Annotated in this window: 16 protein-coding genes; 5 read left to right on the top strand and 11 right to left on the bottom strand. The window is 43.5% G+C overall.

All coding sequences use genetic code 11. The features are described 5' to 3' along the window. Window positions 1-138: 138 nt before the first annotated feature. On the top strand, window positions 139-717 hold the full coding sequence (locus IEY40_RS15685) for a thymidine kinase (RefSeq protein WP_059744363.1): 579 nt from the start codon (window positions 139-141) through the stop codon (window positions 715-717). 95 nt (window positions 718-812) lie between these two features. Here the strand turns inward: IEY40_RS15685 and IEY40_RS15680 are convergent, their stop codons facing one another. Then, window positions 813-2,603: an acyl-CoA dehydrogenase C-terminal domain-containing protein gene (locus IEY40_RS15680; protein ID WP_188957810.1), complete on the bottom strand. Its 1,791-nt coding sequence runs from the start codon at window positions 2,601-2,603 to the stop codon at window positions 813-815. Window positions 2,604-2,929: 326 nt separating this feature from the next. Here IEY40_RS15680 and IEY40_RS15675 point away from each other — a divergent pair, with 326 nt between their 5' ends. After that, on the top strand, window positions 2,930-3,427 hold the full coding sequence (locus IEY40_RS15675; RefSeq protein WP_229777133.1) for a TlpA family protein disulfide reductase: 498 nt from the start codon (window positions 2,930-2,932) through the stop codon (window positions 3,425-3,427). Between the two features lie 10 nt (window positions 3,428-3,437). Here the strand turns inward: IEY40_RS15675 and IEY40_RS15670 are convergent, their stop codons facing one another. Then, window positions 3,438-4,631, bottom strand: a complete 1,194-nt coding sequence (locus IEY40_RS15670) for a cation:proton antiporter (protein ID WP_188957808.1) — start codon at window positions 4,629-4,631, stop codon at window positions 3,438-3,440. A gap of 329 nt (window positions 4,632-4,960) precedes the next feature. On the opposite strand from IEY40_RS15670, the gene IEY40_RS15665 reads away from it, so the two are divergent. After that, complete coding sequence (locus tag IEY40_RS15665; protein WP_188957806.1) at window positions 4,961-5,818, top strand: universal stress protein; 858 nt, start codon at window positions 4,961-4,963, stop codon at window positions 5,816-5,818. A gap of 62 nt (window positions 5,819-5,880) precedes the next feature. On the opposite strand, the gene IEY40_RS15660 is transcribed toward IEY40_RS15665, so the two are convergent. The 8 genes from IEY40_RS15660 to IEY40_RS15625 all read right to left on the bottom strand — a co-directional run bounded on the left by IEY40_RS15660 (window position 5,881) and on the right by IEY40_RS15625 (window position 14,497). Then, window positions 5,881-6,537, bottom strand: a complete 657-nt coding sequence (locus IEY40_RS15660; RefSeq protein ID WP_188957804.1) for a 3-oxoacid CoA-transferase subunit B — start codon at window positions 6,535-6,537, stop codon at window positions 5,881-5,883. 13 nt (window positions 6,538-6,550) lie between these two features. After that, window positions 6,551-7,255: a CoA transferase subunit A gene (locus IEY40_RS15655; RefSeq protein ID WP_140233727.1), complete on the bottom strand. Its 705-nt coding sequence runs from the start codon at window positions 7,253-7,255 to the stop codon at window positions 6,551-6,553. Window positions 7,256-7,321: 66 nt separating this feature from the next. Beyond that, entirely contained in the window at window positions 7,322-8,212 is an 891-nt protein-coding gene (locus IEY40_RS15650; protein WP_188957802.1) for a hydroxymethylglutaryl-CoA lyase, read from the bottom strand. Continuing rightward, a complete protein-coding gene (locus IEY40_RS15645) occupies window positions 8,213-10,243 on the bottom strand; it encodes an acetyl/propionyl/methylcrotonyl-CoA carboxylase subunit alpha (protein ID WP_188957799.1) in 2,031 nt (676 codons plus the stop codon). It lies immediately after the preceding gene. Continuing rightward, a complete protein-coding gene (locus IEY40_RS15640; RefSeq protein ID WP_188957797.1) occupies window positions 10,243-11,058 on the bottom strand; it encodes an enoyl-CoA hydratase-related protein in 816 nt (271 codons plus the stop codon). Before IEY40_RS15640 ends, IEY40_RS15645 begins: the two co-directional genes overlap by 1 nt. Window positions 11,059-11,096: 38 nt before the next feature. Continuing rightward, complete coding sequence (locus IEY40_RS15635; protein WP_188957795.1) at window positions 11,097-12,704, bottom strand: carboxyl transferase domain-containing protein; 1,608 nt, start codon at window positions 12,702-12,704, stop codon at window positions 11,097-11,099. Window positions 12,705-12,792: 88 nt separating this feature from the next. Then, window positions 12,793-13,962, bottom strand: coding sequence for an isovaleryl-CoA dehydrogenase (locus tag IEY40_RS15630; protein ID WP_188957793.1), 1,170 nt, complete (start codon window positions 13,960-13,962; stop codon window positions 12,793-12,795). Window positions 13,963-14,086: 124 nt separating this feature from the next. After that, window positions 14,087-14,497 carry a MerR family transcriptional regulator gene (locus IEY40_RS15625; RefSeq protein ID WP_188957791.1) on the bottom strand — a complete coding sequence of 137 codons (411 nt, stop codon included), beginning with the start codon at window positions 14,495-14,497 and terminating at the stop codon, window positions 14,087-14,089. A gap of 317 nt (window positions 14,498-14,814) precedes the next feature. On the opposite strand from IEY40_RS15625, the gene IEY40_RS15620 reads away from it, so the two are divergent. Beyond that, a complete protein-coding gene (locus IEY40_RS15620) occupies window positions 14,815-16,737 on the top strand; it encodes a propionyl-CoA synthetase (protein ID WP_188957789.1) in 1,923 nt (640 codons plus the stop codon). Between the two features lie 245 nt (window positions 16,738-16,982). Further along, on the top strand, window positions 16,983-18,512 hold the full coding sequence (gene gnd / locus IEY40_RS15615) for an NADP-dependent phosphogluconate dehydrogenase (protein ID WP_188957787.1): 1,530 nt from the start codon (window positions 16,983-16,985) through the stop codon (window positions 18,510-18,512). Window positions 18,513-18,601: 89 nt separating this feature from the next. Here gnd and IEY40_RS15610 read toward each other — a convergent pair whose 3' ends face one another. Beyond that, window positions 18,602-19,993, bottom strand: a complete 1,392-nt coding sequence (locus IEY40_RS15610; protein WP_188957785.1) for an aspartate ammonia-lyase — start codon at window positions 19,991-19,993, stop codon at window positions 18,602-18,604. Window positions 19,994-20,030: the final 37 nt, after the last annotated feature.

Raw genomic sequence — 20,030 nt, 5'->3', positions numbered from 1 at the left:
TAAGCGATAAATATAGCCAGTCTTACTGTTGTTAAAAATGCCGTACTCATAACGAATACGGCATTTTTGTTTGTCGTTGTCATGTTAAAACGGTTACTATAAGCAGTATAAATAGACCAACTATTAGGACGCATAATTTTGGCGCAACTGTACTTTTATTATTCGGCAATGAATGCCGGTAAATCAACTTCATTACTACAGTCTTCTTATAATTACCGCGAGCGCGGGATGCATACTTTAGTGATGACGGCATCGATAGACAATCGTTATGGTGTTGGCAAAGTATCATCACGTATTGGTATCGAAACAGATGCGCAGGTATTTGGCAGTACTGATAATTTAATAGAGTTAATTTCGACGTCTCATAATGAACAAAAAATTCATTGCGTATTGATTGATGAAAGCCAGTTTTTAAGTAAAGAACAGGTGAGACAGATTACACATGTAGTCGATAATATGGATATTCCTGTATTGTGCTACGGTCTTCGTAATGACTTCCAAGGTGAACTTTTCCCAGGCAGCCAATATTTATTAGCTTGGGCTGATAAATTAGTTGAGCTTAAAACGATTTGTCATTGTGGCCGTAAAGCTAATATGGTTGTGCGACTTGATCATGACGGCAAACCAATGCGTGAAGGCGAGCAAGTTGCCATTGGCGGTAACGAAAGCTATGAGTCTGTTTGTCGTAAGCATTTTCGTGAATTTTTGTGGGATTAAGTCAAACCTTGCCAGATTGAATAAAAAAGCCGCTTCAATTTAATTGATGCGGCTTTTTTTGTGTCACTATTTATTAAAATCGGATCCGGCGAATATTAAAAATCGGCGTCTGCGAAATCGACAATATCAGCACTGCTTGATTCAATCTGTTTGCGTAAGCTGCGGGTTTGGCTGCCCCAATAGCTCATAAAAAATTGTGCTGTTTTAAGTTTAGCTTGGTAAAAACTTGTTTCTTCAGTACCCGCTTCTAATGCGGCTAATGACGTTGCAGCAACACGAGTCCACATCCATGCTAGAGCGCAAATGCCGAATAACTGCATGTAAGCCATTGATGCAGCACCAATTAAATCAGGATTTTTACTGGCCGACTGAACAATAAATCCGGTTGCTTTTTCAAGATCGCCCGCTGTGTCCATTAACCCAGCCAAGTAAGGCTTCATCGCATCATTAGTTGCATGTTGTTGCACGAGCTCTTTGACCATGCCAGACCATAGTGTTAATGCCGCACCTTTGTCTGCCAATAATTTACGACCGACTAAATCAAGTGCTTGTACGCCGTTAGTGCCTTCGTAAATCATCGCAATACGAATATCACGCACAAACTGTTCCATACCCCATTCGTTAATATAACCATGACCGCCATAAACCTGCTGTGCATCCACACAAGCTTTAAAGCCCTGATCTGTTACAAAACCTTTTACAATTGGGGTGAAGAGTGCGGCAAGTGCAGAAGCTTGTTTCGCCTTAGTTGGATCGGTATGACGTTCTGCCTCATCAAGCCATAACGCTTGCTGACCCATTAATGTACGCGTACCTTCATTAAATGACTTTTGCGATAGTAGCATACGGCGAACATCACCATGCACGAGTAATGAATCTGCGGCTTGCTCAGGTTGTTTTACCCCACTTAATGCGCGGCCCTGAATACGCTCTTTGGCATAAACTAATGCGTTTTGGTAAGCAATGTCTGACACGCCTAAGCCTTGAATACCCACGCCTAAACGTGCTTGGTTCATCATGGTGAACATGGCTTTTAGACCTTGATGTGGAGCGCCAACGAGTTCACCGATTGCGCCGTCAAAATGCATCACACAGGTCGAGTTACCGTGAATACCCATCTTATGTTCTAAGCCGGTAGCACTTAATGTGTTTGCTGCACCTAGGCTGCCATCAGCATTGACTAAAAATTTAGGCACTGCAAATAACGAAATGCCTTTAACGCCTTCAGGCGCATCGGGTAGGCGAGCTAATACTAAATGAATAATATTATCTGCAAGATCATGATCACCAGATGAGATAAAGATTTTTTCGCCGCTTATTGCAAATACCTCGTCACCAGCAGGAACAGCTTTAGTGCGTAATAACGCTAAATCAGTACCGGCATGAGACTCGGTTAAGTTCATGGTGCCAGTCCATTCACCGCTGACCAATTTAGCTAAGTATTTTTGTTTTAGCGCATCGCTACCGTGCACATGAATCGCCGAATAAGCGCCATGAGTTAATCCTGGGTACATAGCAAATGCCATATTCGTTGCCGTCTTCATTTCGGTCGCAAAAGTTCCGATAACCTCTGGTAAACCTTGGCCGCCAAATTCCGGGTCGCAGGTTAATGTAGCCCAACCATCCTCTACATATTGTTTGTAAGCTTGCTTAAACCCTTTTGGTGTAATGACTTTTCCGTCAACCAATTTACAACCTTCTAAGTCACCGCTGGCATTGAGTGGCAACATAATGTCGGTAGTAAAGTCTGCAACACCTTGCAAAATAGCATCTGTGAGATCTGCATCTATTTCATCAAAACCGCGTAAATCAGTTTGTTGATAGATATTCAACAATTCTGACAATATGAATTGATAATCACGCAAAGGAGCTTGGTAAATAGGCATAAGATCATTCCTTGGTTATGGTTAGCTTAATTTTTGCCAGCAACAAGCTTGTTAACTGTTACTGGTCCAATGAGATTGTGTCTGTGTATATAACATACCCAATTTCGAGTAAAAACTCAGTATTATTTTTACGTAAACGTAAACTTATTTATTGTTCATTAGCGTCACGATTTGTTGACTGTGGATATTAATACCCATATTCATCTGTAAAAGATCATTTGTCAGTGAATAGAAAATGGCTTTTGTCAGGTCTATTGAAATACCAATAAATAAGTTGGACGCGACAAAAGCAAGCGTTCAGACTAACGAGTAAAACAAGGTGAGATATGAAAATCTTTGGGTCAATATCGGGGATGCTAATACTGTTAATCATGTCGTTCAATTTTGCTCATGCAGCCACCCAGGTTAATGAGTCTTTTGCAGCTAACTTTACGTTATCGACTGCCGGTGGCGAGCAAATCAGTTTGAGTGATTATGCAGGTAAGCCTGTCGTACTGCATTTTTGGGCTACCTGGTGTCCTTATTGTAAAAAGTTACAGCCTGGTTTAGAAAAGCTTAGGAACAAATATCAGCATACCGATTTACAGATGTTAGCCATTAGCTTTAAAGAAGATAATGATGCAAACCCGACACAAAGTTTGCTTGACCGTGGGGTTGGGATGAAATCATTAGTGAAGGGCGATAAAGTGGCTAAGCTATACGAAGTACAAGGCACGCCGACTACCGTATTTATTGCTCGTAACGGTCATATCGTATGGATTAGTCATACTGCAGATCCTAACGACGAGAATTTAGATAAAGCACTGCAATATTTATTAGAATAATGGTGGATGTTTATTTAGATTGCCTGCGTAAAGTCAATTTTAACATTAGTGGCCCTATCAGCGTTGTTAAGGCAATCACCACCACTAAAATGGCAAATTCTTTAGCGTGAATAACGCCTAGCTGTCGGCCCATTTCTGCAAACACTAACCCGACCTCACCCCGTGGTACCATTGCCGATCCTACAATAAACCTTTCTTGCCAGTCGGAACTCGCAGTCAGCCCTGCTATAAACTTAGCGGCTACTGCAATCAAGGTTAATCCAAATAACAGCAGGATCCCCATTAAGCTCAAATCTAACTGACTTAGATCAAGGCTAATCCCCACATACACGAAAAAAATAGGACTAAATAATTGAACTAAGGGCTTGGCAGCCTCTTCGAGTTTATGAGTAAACGCAAATGGGTTTTTTAGATATCGATTAAAGGGGGAGGTGAATTGTCTTGATAAGCCCATGCCTACAGCAAATCCGCCCAAAATGGCTGGGGTGCCAAACCAGTGTGCTAACCAAGCAAACAGACAAACTAATGCCATTACGACCATGACCTCATAGCCAGGAATACTGGCTTTAAGATGCAACCAACGGGTTAAATAAATGATGGTTCTCACTAACGGTGGGCTAAAGATAATAAACGCTGCAATCATGGTAAATAACATCAGGGTTGAGCCAATAGCAAACTCGCCTGATGAGGCAAAGTTAAACAATACGCTTAGTAATATCACCCCAACGATATCGTCGATAACGGCAGCGCCAAGTATGATATGTCCCGCAACACTTTGGGTTTGATTATTTAAGCTTAATACCCGCATTGAAATACCAATGCTGGTGGCTGTGAGGGCGCAACCAAAAAATAATGCAGTAAAAGGAGGAATAGCAAGCCAATACATGCTGGCAATACCACAAGCCACTAATGGGATCCCTATGCCTAGTAAGGCGACACGCATTGCTTTGTGGCCAGAATGAGCCAGACGTTTGATTGAAGTTTCGCAGCCGATATCAAATAACAGTAATATCACACCTAATTCAGCAATGATGGCTAAAGTGCTGTGTGGGGTAACCCAATTGAGCAGTGATGGGCCAATAATGATCCCTGCGGTGACTTCTCCCACCACGCTAGGAAACCCTAATCGCGCACTCAATTCACCGAATAAACGACCGCCAACCAAAATGATGAAAAATGCCATTACAAAGCTGTCTATTGCCATCTCATTTTCCTTAAATTGGGCAATATGTATTTGATTATTTTGATCTAACAAAGTTGATGCTGATCAATTTTTATACCGATACTTATGCACAAACTTACGCTATTAGCTAAGCTAAAGATAGTTACTAGCTCACGTTTCATTGAGAAAATTTGTGGATGTAACAGCTGTTTTTATTTTGTTTTTGATTCAGAAATAGAGCTGTTGGACAGGTCTGTTTAGAGTCGATTACTATTTGATTTTTAGTTAGATGACATCGTAATGATATAAGTATTTACCAATGTGTTTTGGGTACAAATGAATAATTAGTACGTCTCATGAAGGAGGTTTTAATGAACAAAATATTTGTTATTGCTCAACTGGAAAGAGCCCACACTGATGCTATCGCTCATGGGTTAACCTTAGCGAAGCAATTAAATAAACAAGCCGAAGTGTTTGCTTATACTTATGCTTATTTAAGCGGTGCCGAACGAGATAACCCAAAGGTCGCTGGAGTTGCTCAAAAAGCCTTGATGACTCAACGAGAAAAACAATTACAAACCCATTTAGATACGCTCGATGCTGACAATGTGCCGCTACATGTTATTTGGAGTAAATACCTTTTCGAGCATGCTTGCAGTCATGCCCATCGTCATGGCTTTGATTTAATGGTTAAAGCAGTACATCACGCAGACCATTATTTACCTACCGACTGGCAACTTATTCGTCATACTAAAATACCGTTATTATTACTCACAAACAATCCGCTCAATAATGGACAAACTACCTTAATCTCAATTGATTTAGGTACCAGTAACCCTGCGAAACAACGCCTTAATGATGCGGTTATCGCGCATGGGAAACAATTTGCTAAAGCGACTGGGACAACATTACATGTGGCTTACGTACTCAGAATTCCGCAAATTGTGCGCGATATGGATTTACTTGATCTCAATGCCTTGGTGAAAAAGGCGTATGCGGAGCATAAACAAAAAATTACCGAGATAGGTGTTGATGCAGATTGCATGCACATCATTACTGGTGAGCCTGAATTATGTTTATTTGAATTAGCTTGCCGCTTAAAAAGCCAATACTTTGTGTTAGGTGCAAGGCAGCGCCAAGGGTTATTAGGGCGAATTATTGGTAATACTGCAGAAGAGATTCTAAGTCGGATGCGCAGTAATGTGTTAGTTATCCCTACAGAGGAATAATACTCACAAAGCCGGTAACAAAGCCCGGTAAAACCGGGCTTATTGAGCATAACTATTTAATCTTAAAACGTCATTTCGGGTACGTGTTCTGGCACCACTAATTTACCTGCAGTTTTTGTGACTATTTCTTCCACAGTCACACCAGGCGCACGTTCAAGTAAATGAAATGCACCGTCTTTAATTTCCATAAAGGCTAAATCGGTCATGACTCGTTTAATGCAGCCATAACCGGTTAATGGCAATTCACATTTGGGTAATAATTTTGAATTACCATGTTTGTCTGCGTGCATCATGGTGACAATAATATTGTCAGCGCCAGCGACTAAATCCATTGCGCCGCCCATGCCCTTAATCAGTTTTCCTGGGATCATCCATGAGGCGATAGAGCCGTTAACATCGACTTCAAATGCGCCTAATACGGTTAAGTCTACGTGGCCGCCACGGATCATCGCAAAGCTTTCTGCTGATGAAAAGAATGACGCGCCAGCAACTGCGGTAACCGTTTGTTTGCCGGCGTTGATAAGGTCGGCATCAATGTTTTCTTCTGTTGGAAACTCGCCCATGCCGAGTAAACCGTTTTCAGATTGCAGCATCACTTGCATGCCTTGCGGAATATAGTTAGCCACAAGTGTTGGAATACCAATACCTAAATTAACGTAAAAACCGTCTTGTAATTCTTTTGCTACGCGCTGGGCGAGTTGTTCTCTGGTCAGTGCCATGGTGTTGTCTCCCTTATTTCGCAGCTTTGACGGTACGTTGTTCTATACGCTTTTCAAAGCTGGCTTTGATAACGCGATCAACATAAATACCGGGTGTATGGATGTGGTCTGGATCTAACTCACCTGGTTCAACAATTTCTTCAGCCTCAACCACGGTGATTTTACCTGCGGTGGCCATCATTGGATTGAAGTTAGCGGCGGTTTTTCGAAACACCAAATTGCCCATAGTGTCGGCTTTCCAGGCTCGAATTAAGGCAAAATCTGCCGTTAATGATTCTTCTAATACGTAATGCCGACCTTTAATTTCACGGGTTTCTTTTCCGTCAGCAATCGGCGTTCCGTAACCTGTCGCGGTGAAAAATGCCGGAATGCCAGCGCCGCCAGCACGAATTTTTTCAGCCAATGTGCCTTGTGGCGTGAGAATGACATTAAGCTCACCAGACAACATTTGTTGTTCAAAGGTGGCATTTTCGCCAACATAAGAGGCTATCATGGTCGAAATTTGATGTTGTTTAAGTAACAAACCTAAACCAAAATCATCAACACCAGCGTTGTTTGAAATAGCGGTTAAGCCTTTTACACCCAATTTAACCATGTGGTTAATTAAACCTTCAGGAATACCACATAAACCAAATCCGCCGACCATAATGGTCATGTCGTCACTCAGTCCTGCTAGTGCTTCGTCATAGCTGTGGACGACTTTATTGAATCCTGCCATCTTGTTGTCCTTATTGTTATGTTCACAACGGTGAGTGTTTTGCCTCACCCCAGTGAGTATATGTGATTATGTTCTGATTGCATTTGCCACTTTAGACCCATTAGCGCGCCCCAACACGCGGCTAATGTTATCGCCCGCCAGTGCAAGCTTAGCGAGGTCAATACCGGTATCAATCCCCATGCCATGAAGCATATACACCAAATCTTCTGTGGCGAGATTGCCCGACGCACCTTTTGCATACGGACAACCACCAAGACCAGCAACTGAAACATCAAACACGCTGACACCGGTTTCAAGGCAGGCAAGTATGTTGGCTAACGCTTGGCCGTATGTGTCGTGAAAATGCAAAGCTAACTTATCAACAGGAACCACTTTAGCGACAGCCTCAACCATCTGCCGCGCTTTATTGGGAGTGCCAACACCGATGGTGTCGCCTAATGAGATTTCGTAACAACCCATTTTATAAAGGATCTCAGATACTCTCGCGACTTCACTCACTGCAATATCGCCTTCGTATGGACAACCCAGCACACAAGACACGTAGCCTCGCACTGGGATATTGTGTTTTTTGGCGGCTTCCATCAACGGAATAAAGCGCTCGATTGACTCATCAATAGAGCAATTAATGTTTTTTTGACTAAAACTTTCTGATGCTGCGCCAAAAATAGCCACTTCATCCGCACCTGCAGCAAGGGCTAGTTCAAACCCTTTTAGGTTAGGGGTTAATGCACTGTAAACCACACCAGCTTGTCGTTTGAGCTGCTGCAATACGGCATCGGAATCGGCCATTTGTGGCACCCACTTGGGTGACACAAAGCTGCCTGCTTCAATACGCTTAACACCTGCATCACCAAGTTGTTTGATTAGCGTGAGTTTGTCAGCAGTGGTCACCGGCACTTCGTTTTGTAAACCGTCACGCGCACCGACTTCAAAAATGCTCACTTTAGTCGGTAACATTTACGCTTCCTCGACGTTAGCTTCAGAGGCTAATGGTTCAACGTTTAATAGTTGTGCACCGTCACTGACAAGCTCACCGCTTTGGAAGTAAAACTCGCTCACCACGCCATCAAACGGCGCTTCGATGGTGTATTCCATTTTCATGGCTTCCATCACTAATAAACCTTGGCCCGCCTTAACTTGTTCGCCCACTTCCACTAAATGAGTCACAACAGTGCCATTCATTGGTGCTTTAAGCTTATCTGCATGGTTAATCACTTCTTCAATCACTTGAGCCAATATGGCTTTAAAGTGATAACTGCCAGAAGGTAAAAATAGCGTAAAGTCGTCGCCTTGATGGCTAACAGGAATTTTGCTCTTATGACCATTAATCTCAGCTAAAAGTAAATCGGCTTTCAATTCACCCGCTAACGTCAACACTTGGTCATGTAAACACAATTGATATTGTTCGCCAACGGCTGTCAGTAGCAAGTCATGTTGTTGTACTTCGGCGGATGCGTCAGTTAATAACGACACACGATGCACGCTTGAACTATTGAGTCTAAAGCCGCTCACGAGGCCCCAAGGTGAATATGGGTCGGCGCTGTTTATGGCCAGTGCTTTTGCCGCTTGTTTACGTGACAGCACTTGAAAAAGTCCTGCTAATGCTAACGCAGTATTTGCTTCAATAGCTGCGTCACCAATTAAGGTATCGCCATAGCGTTCAATAAAGTCGGTACAGAAGTCTGCCGCAGCAAAGGCTGGGTGTTCAGCAATGTTGGCTAAAAACTCGATGTTATGTTTAAGGCCACTGATTTGGTATGACTCAAGTGCGTGTACTAAACGTTGTAGTGCGCGAGGGCGCGACTCATCCCATACAATCAGCTTGGCGATCATTGGGTCATAAAAGTTACTGATGACATCGTTTTCACGAATGCCTGAATCTATGCGCACGTGACGATTTTGTTCTGGTTCACGTAAAAAATTGAGCTTACCGCTGGCAGGTAAAAATTCGTTTTGCGGATCTTCAGCGTAAATTCGCACTTCAAATGAGTGGCCATGAATACGCACCTCATCCTGGCGCAGCGGTAACTCCCCCCCACTGGCGACAATTAATTGCCATTTTACTAAGTCTTGACCTGTCACCATTTCGGTTACTGGATGCTCTACTTGCAAGCGGGTGTTCATTTCCATGAAGTAGAAGCTGTTGTCTGTGTCGAGCAGAAACTCAACCGTTCCCGCACCGACATAATCAATGGCTTTAGCAGCTGCAACGGCGGCGTTACCCATTTGTGCTCGTAGTTCGTCAGACAAACCGGGGGCTGGCGCTTCTTCAACTACTTTTTGATGGCGACGTTGAATAGAGCAGTCACGATCAGATAAGTAAATAGCGTTGCCTTGAGTGTCGGCAAACACTTGCACTTCAACATGACGTGGTTGACGTAGGTAACGTTCCATTAACAATTTGTCATTGCCAAATGACGAGCTGGCTTCACGGCGTGCGGATTTAATAGCTTCAAGAATTTCACCGTCGTTTTCAACGATGCGCATTCCTTTACCACCACCACCGTAGGCTGCTTTAATTAATAACGGGAAACCAACAGCATTGGCTTCTGCTATTAACGTGGCATCCGTTTGATCGTCGCCATGATAACCCGGCACGAGGGGGACATTGGCTTTTGACATAATGTCTTTGGCGGCACTTTTGCTGCCCATGGCATCAATCGCATCGCTACCAGGGCCGACAAAGGCGATACCATTTTGCTCACATTTACGGGCAAACTCGGCATTTTCAGATAAAAAACCGTAACCTGGGTGAACGGCTTCCGCACCCGATCTTTTGGCGATATCGATAATTAAATCGGCTTTTAGATATGAGTCCGCTGGGGCGCTGCCACCTAGGTAAAACGATTCATCTGCCATGGCCACATGGCGGGCATCTTTGTCGGCATCGGAATAAAGGGCGATGGTGCGAACACCCATGGTTTGCGCTGTTTTGATAATGCGGCAGGCAATTTCACCACGGTTAGCAATCAGTAATTTGGTAAACATTATTGGGCTCCTTGTGGATCAGATTTAGCGGTTTTCCATGTAGGCGTACGTTTTTCAAAGAAAGCATTAAGGCCTTCTTGACCTTCTTCTGATACTCGAATACGAGCAATTTGCTCGCTAGTAAAATCGAGCGTAGCGTCGTCTATCACGCCGTTTTCTAAATGTGATACAAGATTTTTTGCCCATGCCATGCCCTGAGGACTGTTGGCATTAAATGCTGAGATAAAAGGGGCCGCAGCAGCATCTAAGTCGTCGTTAACTTCATGAATGACTTGATGAGTTAAAGCTACATCAGCACTAAAGCGTTCAGCTGTCAGCATAAAGCGACGTGATTGGCGATTACCCATGGCACGAATCACATACGGACTTATCACCGCAGGGATAAGCCCTAATTTCACTTCGCTTAAACAAAAACTGGCGCGAGTGTTAGCAATGGCAATATCGCAGCAGCAAATCAAGCCTAATGCACCACCAAAGGCTGCGCCTTGTACTAAGGCAATAGTGGGTTTTGGAAACTTGTCTAACACGTGCATCAACTTGGCAAGCTCATAGGCATCAGTCAGATTTTGTTCAAAGTCCATTTTTGCTTGTTTGCGCATCCAATTGAGGTCGGCGCCAGCACTGAAGTTTTTACCATTAGCACGTAAAATCAACACATTACATTGATTGTTACTGGCAAAGCTGTCGATAGCCTGGATCATCTCGCTGATCATCACTTCATCAAAGGCATTATGCACTTCAACTCGGTTTAAAATGAGCTCTGCTACTCCTTGTTCTAGGCGGCATTCAATGAACTTATATTGGTTTGATAACATTATTTTTTACTCCTTATTCGCTGAATTAACCACATGAATTACATGCGGAACACCCCAAAGCGGGTGTCTTCAATGGGAGCATTTAATGCTGCCGATAAGGCTAAACCGACCACGTCGCGTGTTTGTGCCGGATCAATAATGCCATCATCCCAAAGACGGGCACTGGCATGATACGGATGTCCCTCTTTTTCGTATTGTTCAACAATCGGCTTACGGAAGGCTTGCTCATCTTCTGCAGACCATTCAACGCCTTTACGGGCTAAACCATCGCGGCGCACTGTGGCTAATACGCCAGCAGCTTGTTCTCCGCCCATTACCGAAATACGGGCGTTAGGCCACATCCACATCATGGTAGGTTCGAATGCGCGCCCACACATGCCGTAGTTACCCGCACCGTAACTACCACCGATAATGACGGTAAATTTAGGCACATTGGCACAAGATACTGCGGTTACCATTTTGGCACCATGTTTAGCAATGCCTTCGTGTTCGTACTTTTTACCCACCATAAAGCCGGTAATATTTTGCAGGAATAACAGCGGAATTTTACGTTGGCAACACAGTTCAATGAAGTGAGCGCCTTTTTGCGCCGACTCAGAAAATAAAATACCGTTATTAGCCACAATACCAACAGGATAACCATGTATACGCGCAAAACCACACACTAAGGTTGCACCGTAGTTGGCTTTAAATTCGTCAAAGTCAGAGTCATCAACCACACGGGCAATGACTTCTTTTACATCAAACGGCTTTTTAAGATCGGTACCGACAATGCCGTACAATTCATGGATATCGAACTTAGGTGGTTTGACTGGGCTTAATAGGCTTTTGATTTCTTTTTGATGATTAAGACGCAGTATTGCACGGCGAGCAAGCTCAAGTGCGTGGTCGTCATTTTGCGCTAAATGATCGGCAACACCGGATATTTTAGTGTGAACTTCTGCACCGCCAAGCTCTTCTGCACTGACTTCTTCGCCCGTCGCTGCTTTCACTAATGGAGGTCCGGCTAAAAAGATGGTGCCTTGTTCTTTGACAATAATTGACTCATCGGCCATGGCAGGTACATAAGCACCCCCTGCGGTACACAAGCCCATGACGACGGCAATTTGTGGAATACCTTTGGCTGACATTTGCGCTTGGTTATAGAAAATTCTGCCGAAATGATCGCGGTCTGGAAATACTTCATCTTGGCGAGGTAAATTCGCGCCACCAGAATCGACTAAGTAGATACACGGTAAGTGGCAACGGCTGGCAATGTCTTGCGCACGTAAATGCTTTTTAACAGTAATAGGGTAGTAGGTGCCACCTTTTACTGTGGCGTCGTTGGCAATAATCATGCACTCAACACCACTGACTCTACCAATACCAGCAATGACGCCAGCAGCAGGGACTTCTTCGTCATAAACTTCGTAAGCGGCAAATTGCGATATTTCTAAAAAGGGTGAACCTGGGTCGAGCAGCTTTTCAACGCGCTGGCGTGGCAATAATTTACCACGAGATAAATGGCGTTCTAATGCGACAGGGCCGCCACCTTGTTCGATTTTATTTAGTTTTTGTTGAAGATCATCGACCAATAACGCCATGCTGTCTGACTTGGCTTTAAATTCGTCACTGCGAGGATTGATACGGCTGCTAAGTTGCGTCATTTCTATATCCTTAATGAAGCAAAAAATAGGGGGCTTGATTAAGACGACATGACACGCTTGATATGCCGTCTTCGTACTGGAATGCTAGTTACTTTGACTCGTTAAACAATTCGCGACCAATTAACATGCGGCGAATTTCAGAGGTGCCTGCACCAATTTCGTAAAGCTTAGCATCACGCAATAAACGGCCGGTGGCGTATTCGTTGACATAGCCATTGCCGCCGAGTAATTGAATCGCATCTAAGGCCATTTTAGTGGCAAGCTCAGCGCTGTATAAAATCGCACCAGCGGCGTCTTTACGAGTAGTTTCACCGCGGTCACAAGATTTAGCTACGCTGTAAACATATGATCGAGCAGCGTTCATACCTGTGTACATATCTGCCAGTTTGCCTTGTACTAATTGGAATTGGCCAATGGATTGTCCAAACTGTTCGCGTTCATGAATGTAAGGAACCACGATGTCCATACAAGCAGACATAATGCCTAATGGGCCACCAGACAACACTACACGTTCATAATCTAACCCACTCATCAACACTTTTACGCCATTATTGAGGCCGCCTAAGATGTTTTCTTCTGGTACTTCACAGTCTTCAAATACCAGTTCGCAAGTGTTAGAACCACGCATACCAAGCTTGTCGAGTTTTTGTGCCTGAGTAAATCCTTTGTAGCCACGCTCAACGATAAACGCGGTAATACCATGTGCGCCTTTTTCTATGTCGGTTTTGGCATAAATCACATAGGTGTGAGCATCAGGGCCGTTAGTGATCCACATTTTATTGCCATTAAGAATGTAATGGTCGCCTTGTTTGCGTGCATGTAGCTTCATTGACACCACATCAGAACCGGCATTAGGTTCGCTCATCGCAAGTGCACCAATGTGCTCACCACTGACTAGCTTAGGTAAATATTTTGCTTTTTGAGCGTCATTACCATTACGGTTAATTTGGTTTACACACAAATTTGAATGAGCACCATAACTTAAACCGATAGAAGCAGATGCGCGGGAGATTTCTTCCATTGCGACAACGTGCGCAAGGTAGCCCATGTTGGCTCCACCATATTGTTCATCAACAGTGACACCTAATAAACCCATATCGCCAAGTACTGGCCATAATTGATTAGGGAACTCATTGTCGATATCGACTTGGGCGGCCATAGGCGCAATTTCGTTGGCCGCAAAACCGCGCACGGCATCACGTAACATATCTACATCTTCACCTAAACCGAAGTTTAAGCTGGTATATAAGTCGCTCATTTGCTTGTGTCCTGTTGAATTTTATTATTGTATGCAAAATATTGCTGCCAACGCGTTATGGATGCGTTTTTGGCAGTGGAGTTAAACGTTGGCCGAATTGAGTCAGCCATTTGTTATTATTTAATTATTTGTTTTTCTTAGTTGAATTATCTTCTAGTGCAGCTTTGCATTGCTGTTCAGCTGAATTGAGCTCCATTAACACTACTTTAATGTCGTCCATTTGCTGTTGAAGTGCAGATTTCTTCTCGTTAACCAAATCTAGCATGGTGTTGAGCTGAGTCGAGCTGCTTTTATCTGCATCATAAAGTTCAAATAATCGACGCGTTTCGGCTAACGAAAAACCAAGGCGCTTACCACGAAGAATGAGCTTTAATCGAACGCGGTCTTTTAAGCTGTATATGCGAGTTTGTCCGCGACGCTTAGGTTTGATTAAACCTTGGTCTTCGTAAAAACGAATGCTACGGGTGGTGATATCAAATTCTTTTGATAAGTCACTGATCGAATATGTGGATTGCGGGCTATGGATTGTGCTCATCATGTCACCAAAAGTGTTTCTTTTGATGCAAGATATATGAAGTTTACGTAAAGGTAAAGTTTGAGTGGTGGGTTTTGAATGTTTATCGAGTGGATATGTGTTAAATTTGCTTGCCACTAGAGTGGACATTATACATTAACTAATTGTTATATTGTATTTTTTGTCTTATTTATGACGTTACCGTTTTAAGTTAAACACCTGATTGAAATTAAAGGTTTTTTAGAGGACTTTTAGGGTTATTATCCCTTTGTCTAATAGGGCTATTTAATGAATTCTGCTCATAATCATTAAATACAAGTGGATTAATGGAGAGCAATATGGCTGATTTAGGACTATCAATGCACGCACAATCGATAGCCGAGCCCGAAGTGTTTTGGCAGCAAGCTGCAGAGGCCATCAGTTGGGACATTGCACCGAAGACGGTGTTAGACGACAGTAACAAGCCATTTTATCGCTGGTTTGCCGACGGTAAAATGAACACCTGTTTTAACGCGGTCGACCGTCATGTGCTTGCGGGCCGAGGTGATCAAGTCGCTATTCATTATATTAGTCCTGTCACCCACAACGAATATTCTATTAGCTACCAATCTGTATTAGCTCAAGTTAAGCGTTTGGCTGGCTTGATGACGTCATTAGGCGTGACTAAGGGAGACCGTGTTGTCATTTATATGCCCATGGTGCCAGAAACGGCTTATGCCATGTTAGCGTGTGCGCGAATTGGTGCTATTCACTCTGTCGTATTTGGTGGCTTTGCTGCCAACGAATTATCGACCCGTATTAATGACGCTAAACCCAAGTTAATCTTATCTGCATCTTGTGGTATTGAACCCTCAGGTGTGGTGCCGTATAAACCGTTATTAGACGATGCGTTATCTCAAGCGCAACATAAAGTAGAACATTGTATTATTTTAAATCGTACTGAATATCAGGCTGAGTTGCACACATCACGTGATGTCGATTGGTATGAAGCATTAAGAGATGCGCCTGACGCAGATTTTGTTGCCCTTGATGCAACAGATCCTCTATACGTGCTGTATACCTCGGGAACAACAGGGCAGCCTAAAGGCGTTGTTCGAGATAATGGTGGTCATGCTGTTGCTTTATCATGGTCAATGAAACACATCTATGACGTTGGTGTAGGTGATGTGTTTTGGGCTGCATCTGATGTGGGTTGGGTAGTGGGACACTCTTATATTGTTTATGGTCCTCTGCTGGTGGGCGCAACCACGATTATGTATGAGGGTAAACCGATAGGAACTCCAGATGCAGGCGCTTTTTGGCGTATCATCGAACAAAAGCAAGTGCGAAGCTTTTTTACGGCCCCTACGGCTATTCGAGCGATTAAACGAGAAGATCCTAACGGCGAATTTATTAAGCAATTTGACTTATCTTGCCTTAAACAAATGTATTTAGCTGGCGAGCGTTGCGACCCTGAAACATTAAATTGGAGTCAGCAACATTTGGGTAAACCTGTGGTGGACCATTGGTGGCAAACAGAAACAGGTTGGCCGGTTGCAGCTAATTTAATGGGCACAGATCCCATCGAGATTAAAGCGGGTTCGCCCGCTAGAGCCGTTCCCGGTTATCAGGTAGAAATCCTTGATGCTATGGGAGAGCAAGTGGCCACTAATGAAAGCGGTAACGTCGTGATTAAACAACCTTTGCCGCCCGGTACGTTAACTACACTTTGGCAAAATGATAAACGTTATATCGACAGTTACTTGTCTATGTACCCAGGTTATTACTTAACTGGAGATGCAGGTTACATCGATGAAGACGGTTATTTGTATATTATGAGTCGGATTGACGACATCATTAATGTTGCCGGTCATCGCTTATCGACAGGTCGTTTTGAAGAAGTATTGTGTCAACATCCAGCCGTTGCTGAGGCGGCTGTGATAGGAGTACAGGATAAGCTTAAAGGTCAAGTGCCTCTTGGTTTAGTTGTGCTCAAAAATGGCGTGACTTTGTCGGATGATATGCTTTATAAAGAGCTTCTTGCATTAGTACGCCATGAAATCGGTCCGGTAGCGTCGTTTAGATTAGTGAGTGCCGTACAAAAATTACCTAAAACTCGTTCGGGTAAAATCCTACGAGCGACTATGCGTAAAATTGCTGATAATCAAGATTACACTATGCCAGCGACCATTGAAGATCCGCATACCTTGGATATTGTTCGCAATGCGTTGACTAAAATGGGCTATGCCAATGCGTTAACGTCGGAGTTAACCAAGCTATAAATCATTTTGTAACACAAAAGAGCAGTTATTTATGCTGAAACAAAACCATAAAAGCCTAGTGTTTTTTATGGTTTTTTCAATTGTGACAAGATGTTACCTTCAATTGTCTAGGTTAGGCTTACTTTGTAAAAAACAGCGTTTCCGCGTTTTGTTACTGGTAATTTAGTTACAAGAATCGCTATAATTGTCACTCAAATGTATTCGCGTTACGCGATTAATCTCTGTGATCTGTGGAAACATACACTATGAATAACCACACCCAACAATCTCACGTCGGCGTTATTGGCCTTGGTGTGATGGGCAAGAACCTTGCACTAAACATCGCGGATAACGGCTATCATGTTGCTGTTTTTGATTTAGATACCCAAAAAGTTAACACCGCAATTTCTCAAGAAGAAAGTGAACGAAAAGCTGGCGTAGCTGTACGCATGCAGGCATGTAATAATCTTTCAGAAATGCTCGAAAAGCTGGTTGAACCGCGCGTTATTGTGTTATCGGTCCCAGCTGGCGCACCTGTAGAGGGCGTCTGTAAATCATTAATTGAAGCAGGTATTGAAGCTAAAGATATCGTGATTGATACAGGTAATAGCTTATGGACTGATACTGTTACGCGTGAAGCGCAGTATAAAGGCCAGTTTACCTTTTTCAGTTCTGCAGTTTCTGGTGGTGAAGTTGGAGCACGATTTGGTCCTTCATTAATGCCCAGTGGCGACGAAAAAGCTTGGCGCTTTGTAGAGCCTATTTGGAAGGCTATCGCGGCTAAAGTCGATTCTAAAACAGGGTTGCCTATTGAGCGTTTTGAGCCTGGTAATCCGGTCACTGAAGGTGAACCTTGCACCACATATATTGGCCCTGCAGGCTCTGGCCATTACGTGAAAATGGTTCATAACGGCATTGAATATGCGGATATGCAGCTGATTTGTGAAGCTTATCAATTACTCAGTGACGGCTTAGGCATGTCAGCTCATGAGATTGGTGATGTGTTTAATGCCTGGAATAAAGGTATTCTTAACAGTTACCTAATGGGGATTAGTGCTGAAGTTTTACAACAAGACGACCCGCTAACGGGTAAGCCGCTAGTTGAAATGATTTTAGATAAAGCCGGCCAAAAAGGCACCGGCTTATGGACTGCCGTGAGCAGTTTGCAAATTGGTTGCCCAGCGCCAACAATCGCTGAAGCTGTCTATGCGCGTGCTGTTAGCACTCAGAAAACTTTGCGTATGCAGTTAAGTTCCAAGTTAGCGGGCCCTGAGCAAGTTGCATTTAATGATGCCGAAAAAGCAGAGTTTATTGCTAATCTTGAAGATGCATTATATTGCGCTAAAGTTTGTTGTTATGCCCAAGGTTTTCAATTGATGGCGATGGCAGCAAAAGAGCAAAGCTGGGCGTTAGACTTTGCTGAGATTGCTAAGATTTGGCGTGCGGGTTGTATTATTAGAGCAACCTTCTTGCAGTCAATCACTCAGGCTTATCAAGAAGATGCAAACCTTGCGAACTTGTTGATGGCTGATACCTTTAGCCAAACATTGTCGCAAAAACACCTTAATTGGCGTAAAACCGTTGCAGCATCGGTTATGCAGGGTATTCCAGCACCGTGTATTAGTTCTGCAATTGCTTATTACGACAGCTACCGCTGCGAAACGTTACCGGCAAACTTGTTACAGGGTCAACGTGACTTTTTTGGTTCGCACACGTTTGAGCGCACCGACAAGCCAGCAGGTGAGAAATACCATTTAGATTGGAGCGCCAAACAGCGCACATTGTCTAAAGTATAAATCCGCTGTAAGGGGTGTTAACACCAAAACGCTCTCATTGAAATGAGAGCGTTTTTTATTGGGATAAATAAGGATGAGTATAAATGTTATTAAGCAATACCCATCATGCTGGTGGGGTTCAATAAGTTATCAAGCTGCTGCTGACTCAGTAGATTTCGAGCTAACACCACTTCACTAATTGTTTTGTTTTCTGCTAGCGCTTGTCTAGCTACTGCACTGGCATTGCTATAACCGAGCACCGGAACCAAAGCTGTCACGACACCAATACTGTTGTCTACATTATCTCGACACCGCTGTTCGTTAGCTTGTATTCCTCTTATGCAGCGCTCATCAAGCATTTTACAAGCTGAGGTTAGCATTTTGATTGAGTTTAATAAGTTGTAGATGATTAGCGGCTCCATAGCATTGAGTTGCAACTGCCCAGCTTCAGCAGCAAGAGTGACCGCAAGATCGCTTGCAATAACCTGATAAGCAGTTTGGTTGACGGCTTCAGGAATTACCGGGTTGACTTTCCCTGGCATAATACTTGAACCTGGCTGTACCGCCGGTAATGATATTTCGGCTAAGCCGGTCCTTGGTCCGCTTGATAACAACCTTAAATCATTACTTATTTTACTTAGTTTTACTGCGAGACGTTTTAATATTCCTGAATAATAAACAAAGGCGCCCATGTCGGATGTTGCCGCAATAAGATCGCTGGCTTGAAATAGCGGTTTATTTGAAATGGCAACCAAATGAGCAATGGCCAAACTGGGGTAATCTTTATGGCTGTTGAGCCCCGTTCCTATCGCCGTGCCGCCAAGATTGATTTCACAGAGTAATTTACCTGCTTCTTGGAGCCGCGCTCTCTCTTTTCCTAGTACAGTGGCGAATGCTTTAAACTCTTGGCCTAAACTCATTGGCACCGCATCTTGTAACTGAGTTCGGCCCATTTTAATGACATGATTGAATTCTTGTGCTTTGTTATCCAGAGATTGAGTTAATGAAGCAACTGCAAGAATTAAGGCGTCACCGGCAAATTGAATCGCTAGACTGGCAGCTGTTGGGTAAACGTCGTTCGTCGACTGGCAACGATTTACATCGTCATTAGGATGTAAAAATTGATAATCACCTTTAATACGTCCCATTTTAGTTAACGCGATATTAGCGATAACCTCGTTTGCATTCATATTGGTGGAGGTACCAGCTCCTCCTTGAATTGCATCAACCACAAAATCTTGATTATATTGCCCTGACTGAATGTCTTTGCAGGCAGCAATAATCGCTTCAGCTTTATGTTGAGGTAATAACCCCAGCTGTTGGTTAGCTGACGCAGCCGCTTGTTTTACCATTGCTAAGCTAGTAATTAATTCTGGGAAATGCCCGATAGGAATACCAGAAATTGAAAAGTTATCAAGCGCTCGCTGAGTCTGAATACCGTACCAAACCGTATTTGGTAGTTCCATATCACCGATAAGATCATGTTCTGTTCTAGCAAGCATATACTGGCCTATATTGATTGAGATTAATGGTTGTTCG

Origin of the sequence: Shewanella ulleungensis (genome assembly GCF_014648315.1) — a bacterium.
GTDB lineage: Bacteria > Pseudomonadota > Gammaproteobacteria > Enterobacterales > Shewanellaceae > Shewanella > Shewanella ulleungensis.
The sequence above is the reverse complement of the archived record's forward strand: the minus strand, read 5'-3'. Positions and strand labels throughout refer to the sequence as shown.

Coding starts and splice junctions, on each gene's coding strand:
- IEY40_RS15660 (WP_188957804.1), bottom strand. CDS start 6,537: ATGGCACTGACCAGAGAACAACTCGCCCAGCGCGTAGCAAAAGAATTA.
- IEY40_RS15675 (WP_229777133.1), top strand. CDS start 2,930: ATGAAAATCTTTGGGTCAATATCGGGGATGCTAATACTGTTAATCATG.
- IEY40_RS15655 (WP_140233727.1), bottom strand. CDS start 7,255: ATGGCAGGATTCAATAAAGTCGTCCACAGCTATGACGAAGCACTAGCA.
- IEY40_RS15630 (WP_188957793.1), bottom strand. CDS start 13,962: ATGAGCGACTTATATACCAGCTTAAACTTCGGTTTAGGTGAAGATGTA.
- IEY40_RS15640 (WP_188957797.1), bottom strand. CDS start 11,058: ATGTTATCAAACCAATATAAGTTCATTGAATGCCGCCTAGAACAAGGA.
- gnd (WP_188957787.1), top strand. CDS start 16,983: ATGAATAACCACACCCAACAATCTCACGTCGGCGTTATTGGCCTTGGT.
- IEY40_RS15610 (WP_188957785.1), bottom strand. CDS start 19,993: ATGCTTGCTAGAACAGAACATGATCTTATCGGTGATATGGAACTACCA.
- IEY40_RS15680 (WP_188957810.1), bottom strand. CDS start 2,603: ATGCCTATTTACCAAGCTCCTTTGCGTGATTATCAATTCATATTGTCA.
- IEY40_RS15665 (WP_188957806.1), top strand. CDS start 4,961: ATGAACAAAATATTTGTTATTGCTCAACTGGAAAGAGCCCACACTGAT.
- IEY40_RS15620 (WP_188957789.1), top strand. CDS start 14,815: ATGGCTGATTTAGGACTATCAATGCACGCACAATCGATAGCCGAGCCC.
- IEY40_RS15645 (WP_188957799.1), bottom strand. CDS start 10,243: ATGTTTACCAAATTACTGATTGCTAACCGTGGTGAAATTGCCTGCCGC.
- IEY40_RS15625 (WP_188957791.1), bottom strand. CDS start 14,497: ATGAGCACAATCCATAGCCCGCAATCCACATATTCGATCAGTGACTTA.
- IEY40_RS15670 (WP_188957808.1), bottom strand. CDS start 4,631: ATGGCAATAGACAGCTTTGTAATGGCATTTTTCATCATTTTGGTTGGC.
- IEY40_RS15650 (WP_188957802.1), bottom strand. CDS start 8,212: ATGTTACCGACTAAAGTGAGCATTTTTGAAGTCGGTGCGCGTGACGGT.
- IEY40_RS15635 (WP_188957795.1), bottom strand. CDS start 12,704: ATGACGCAACTTAGCAGCCGTATCAATCCTCGCAGTGACGAATTTAAA.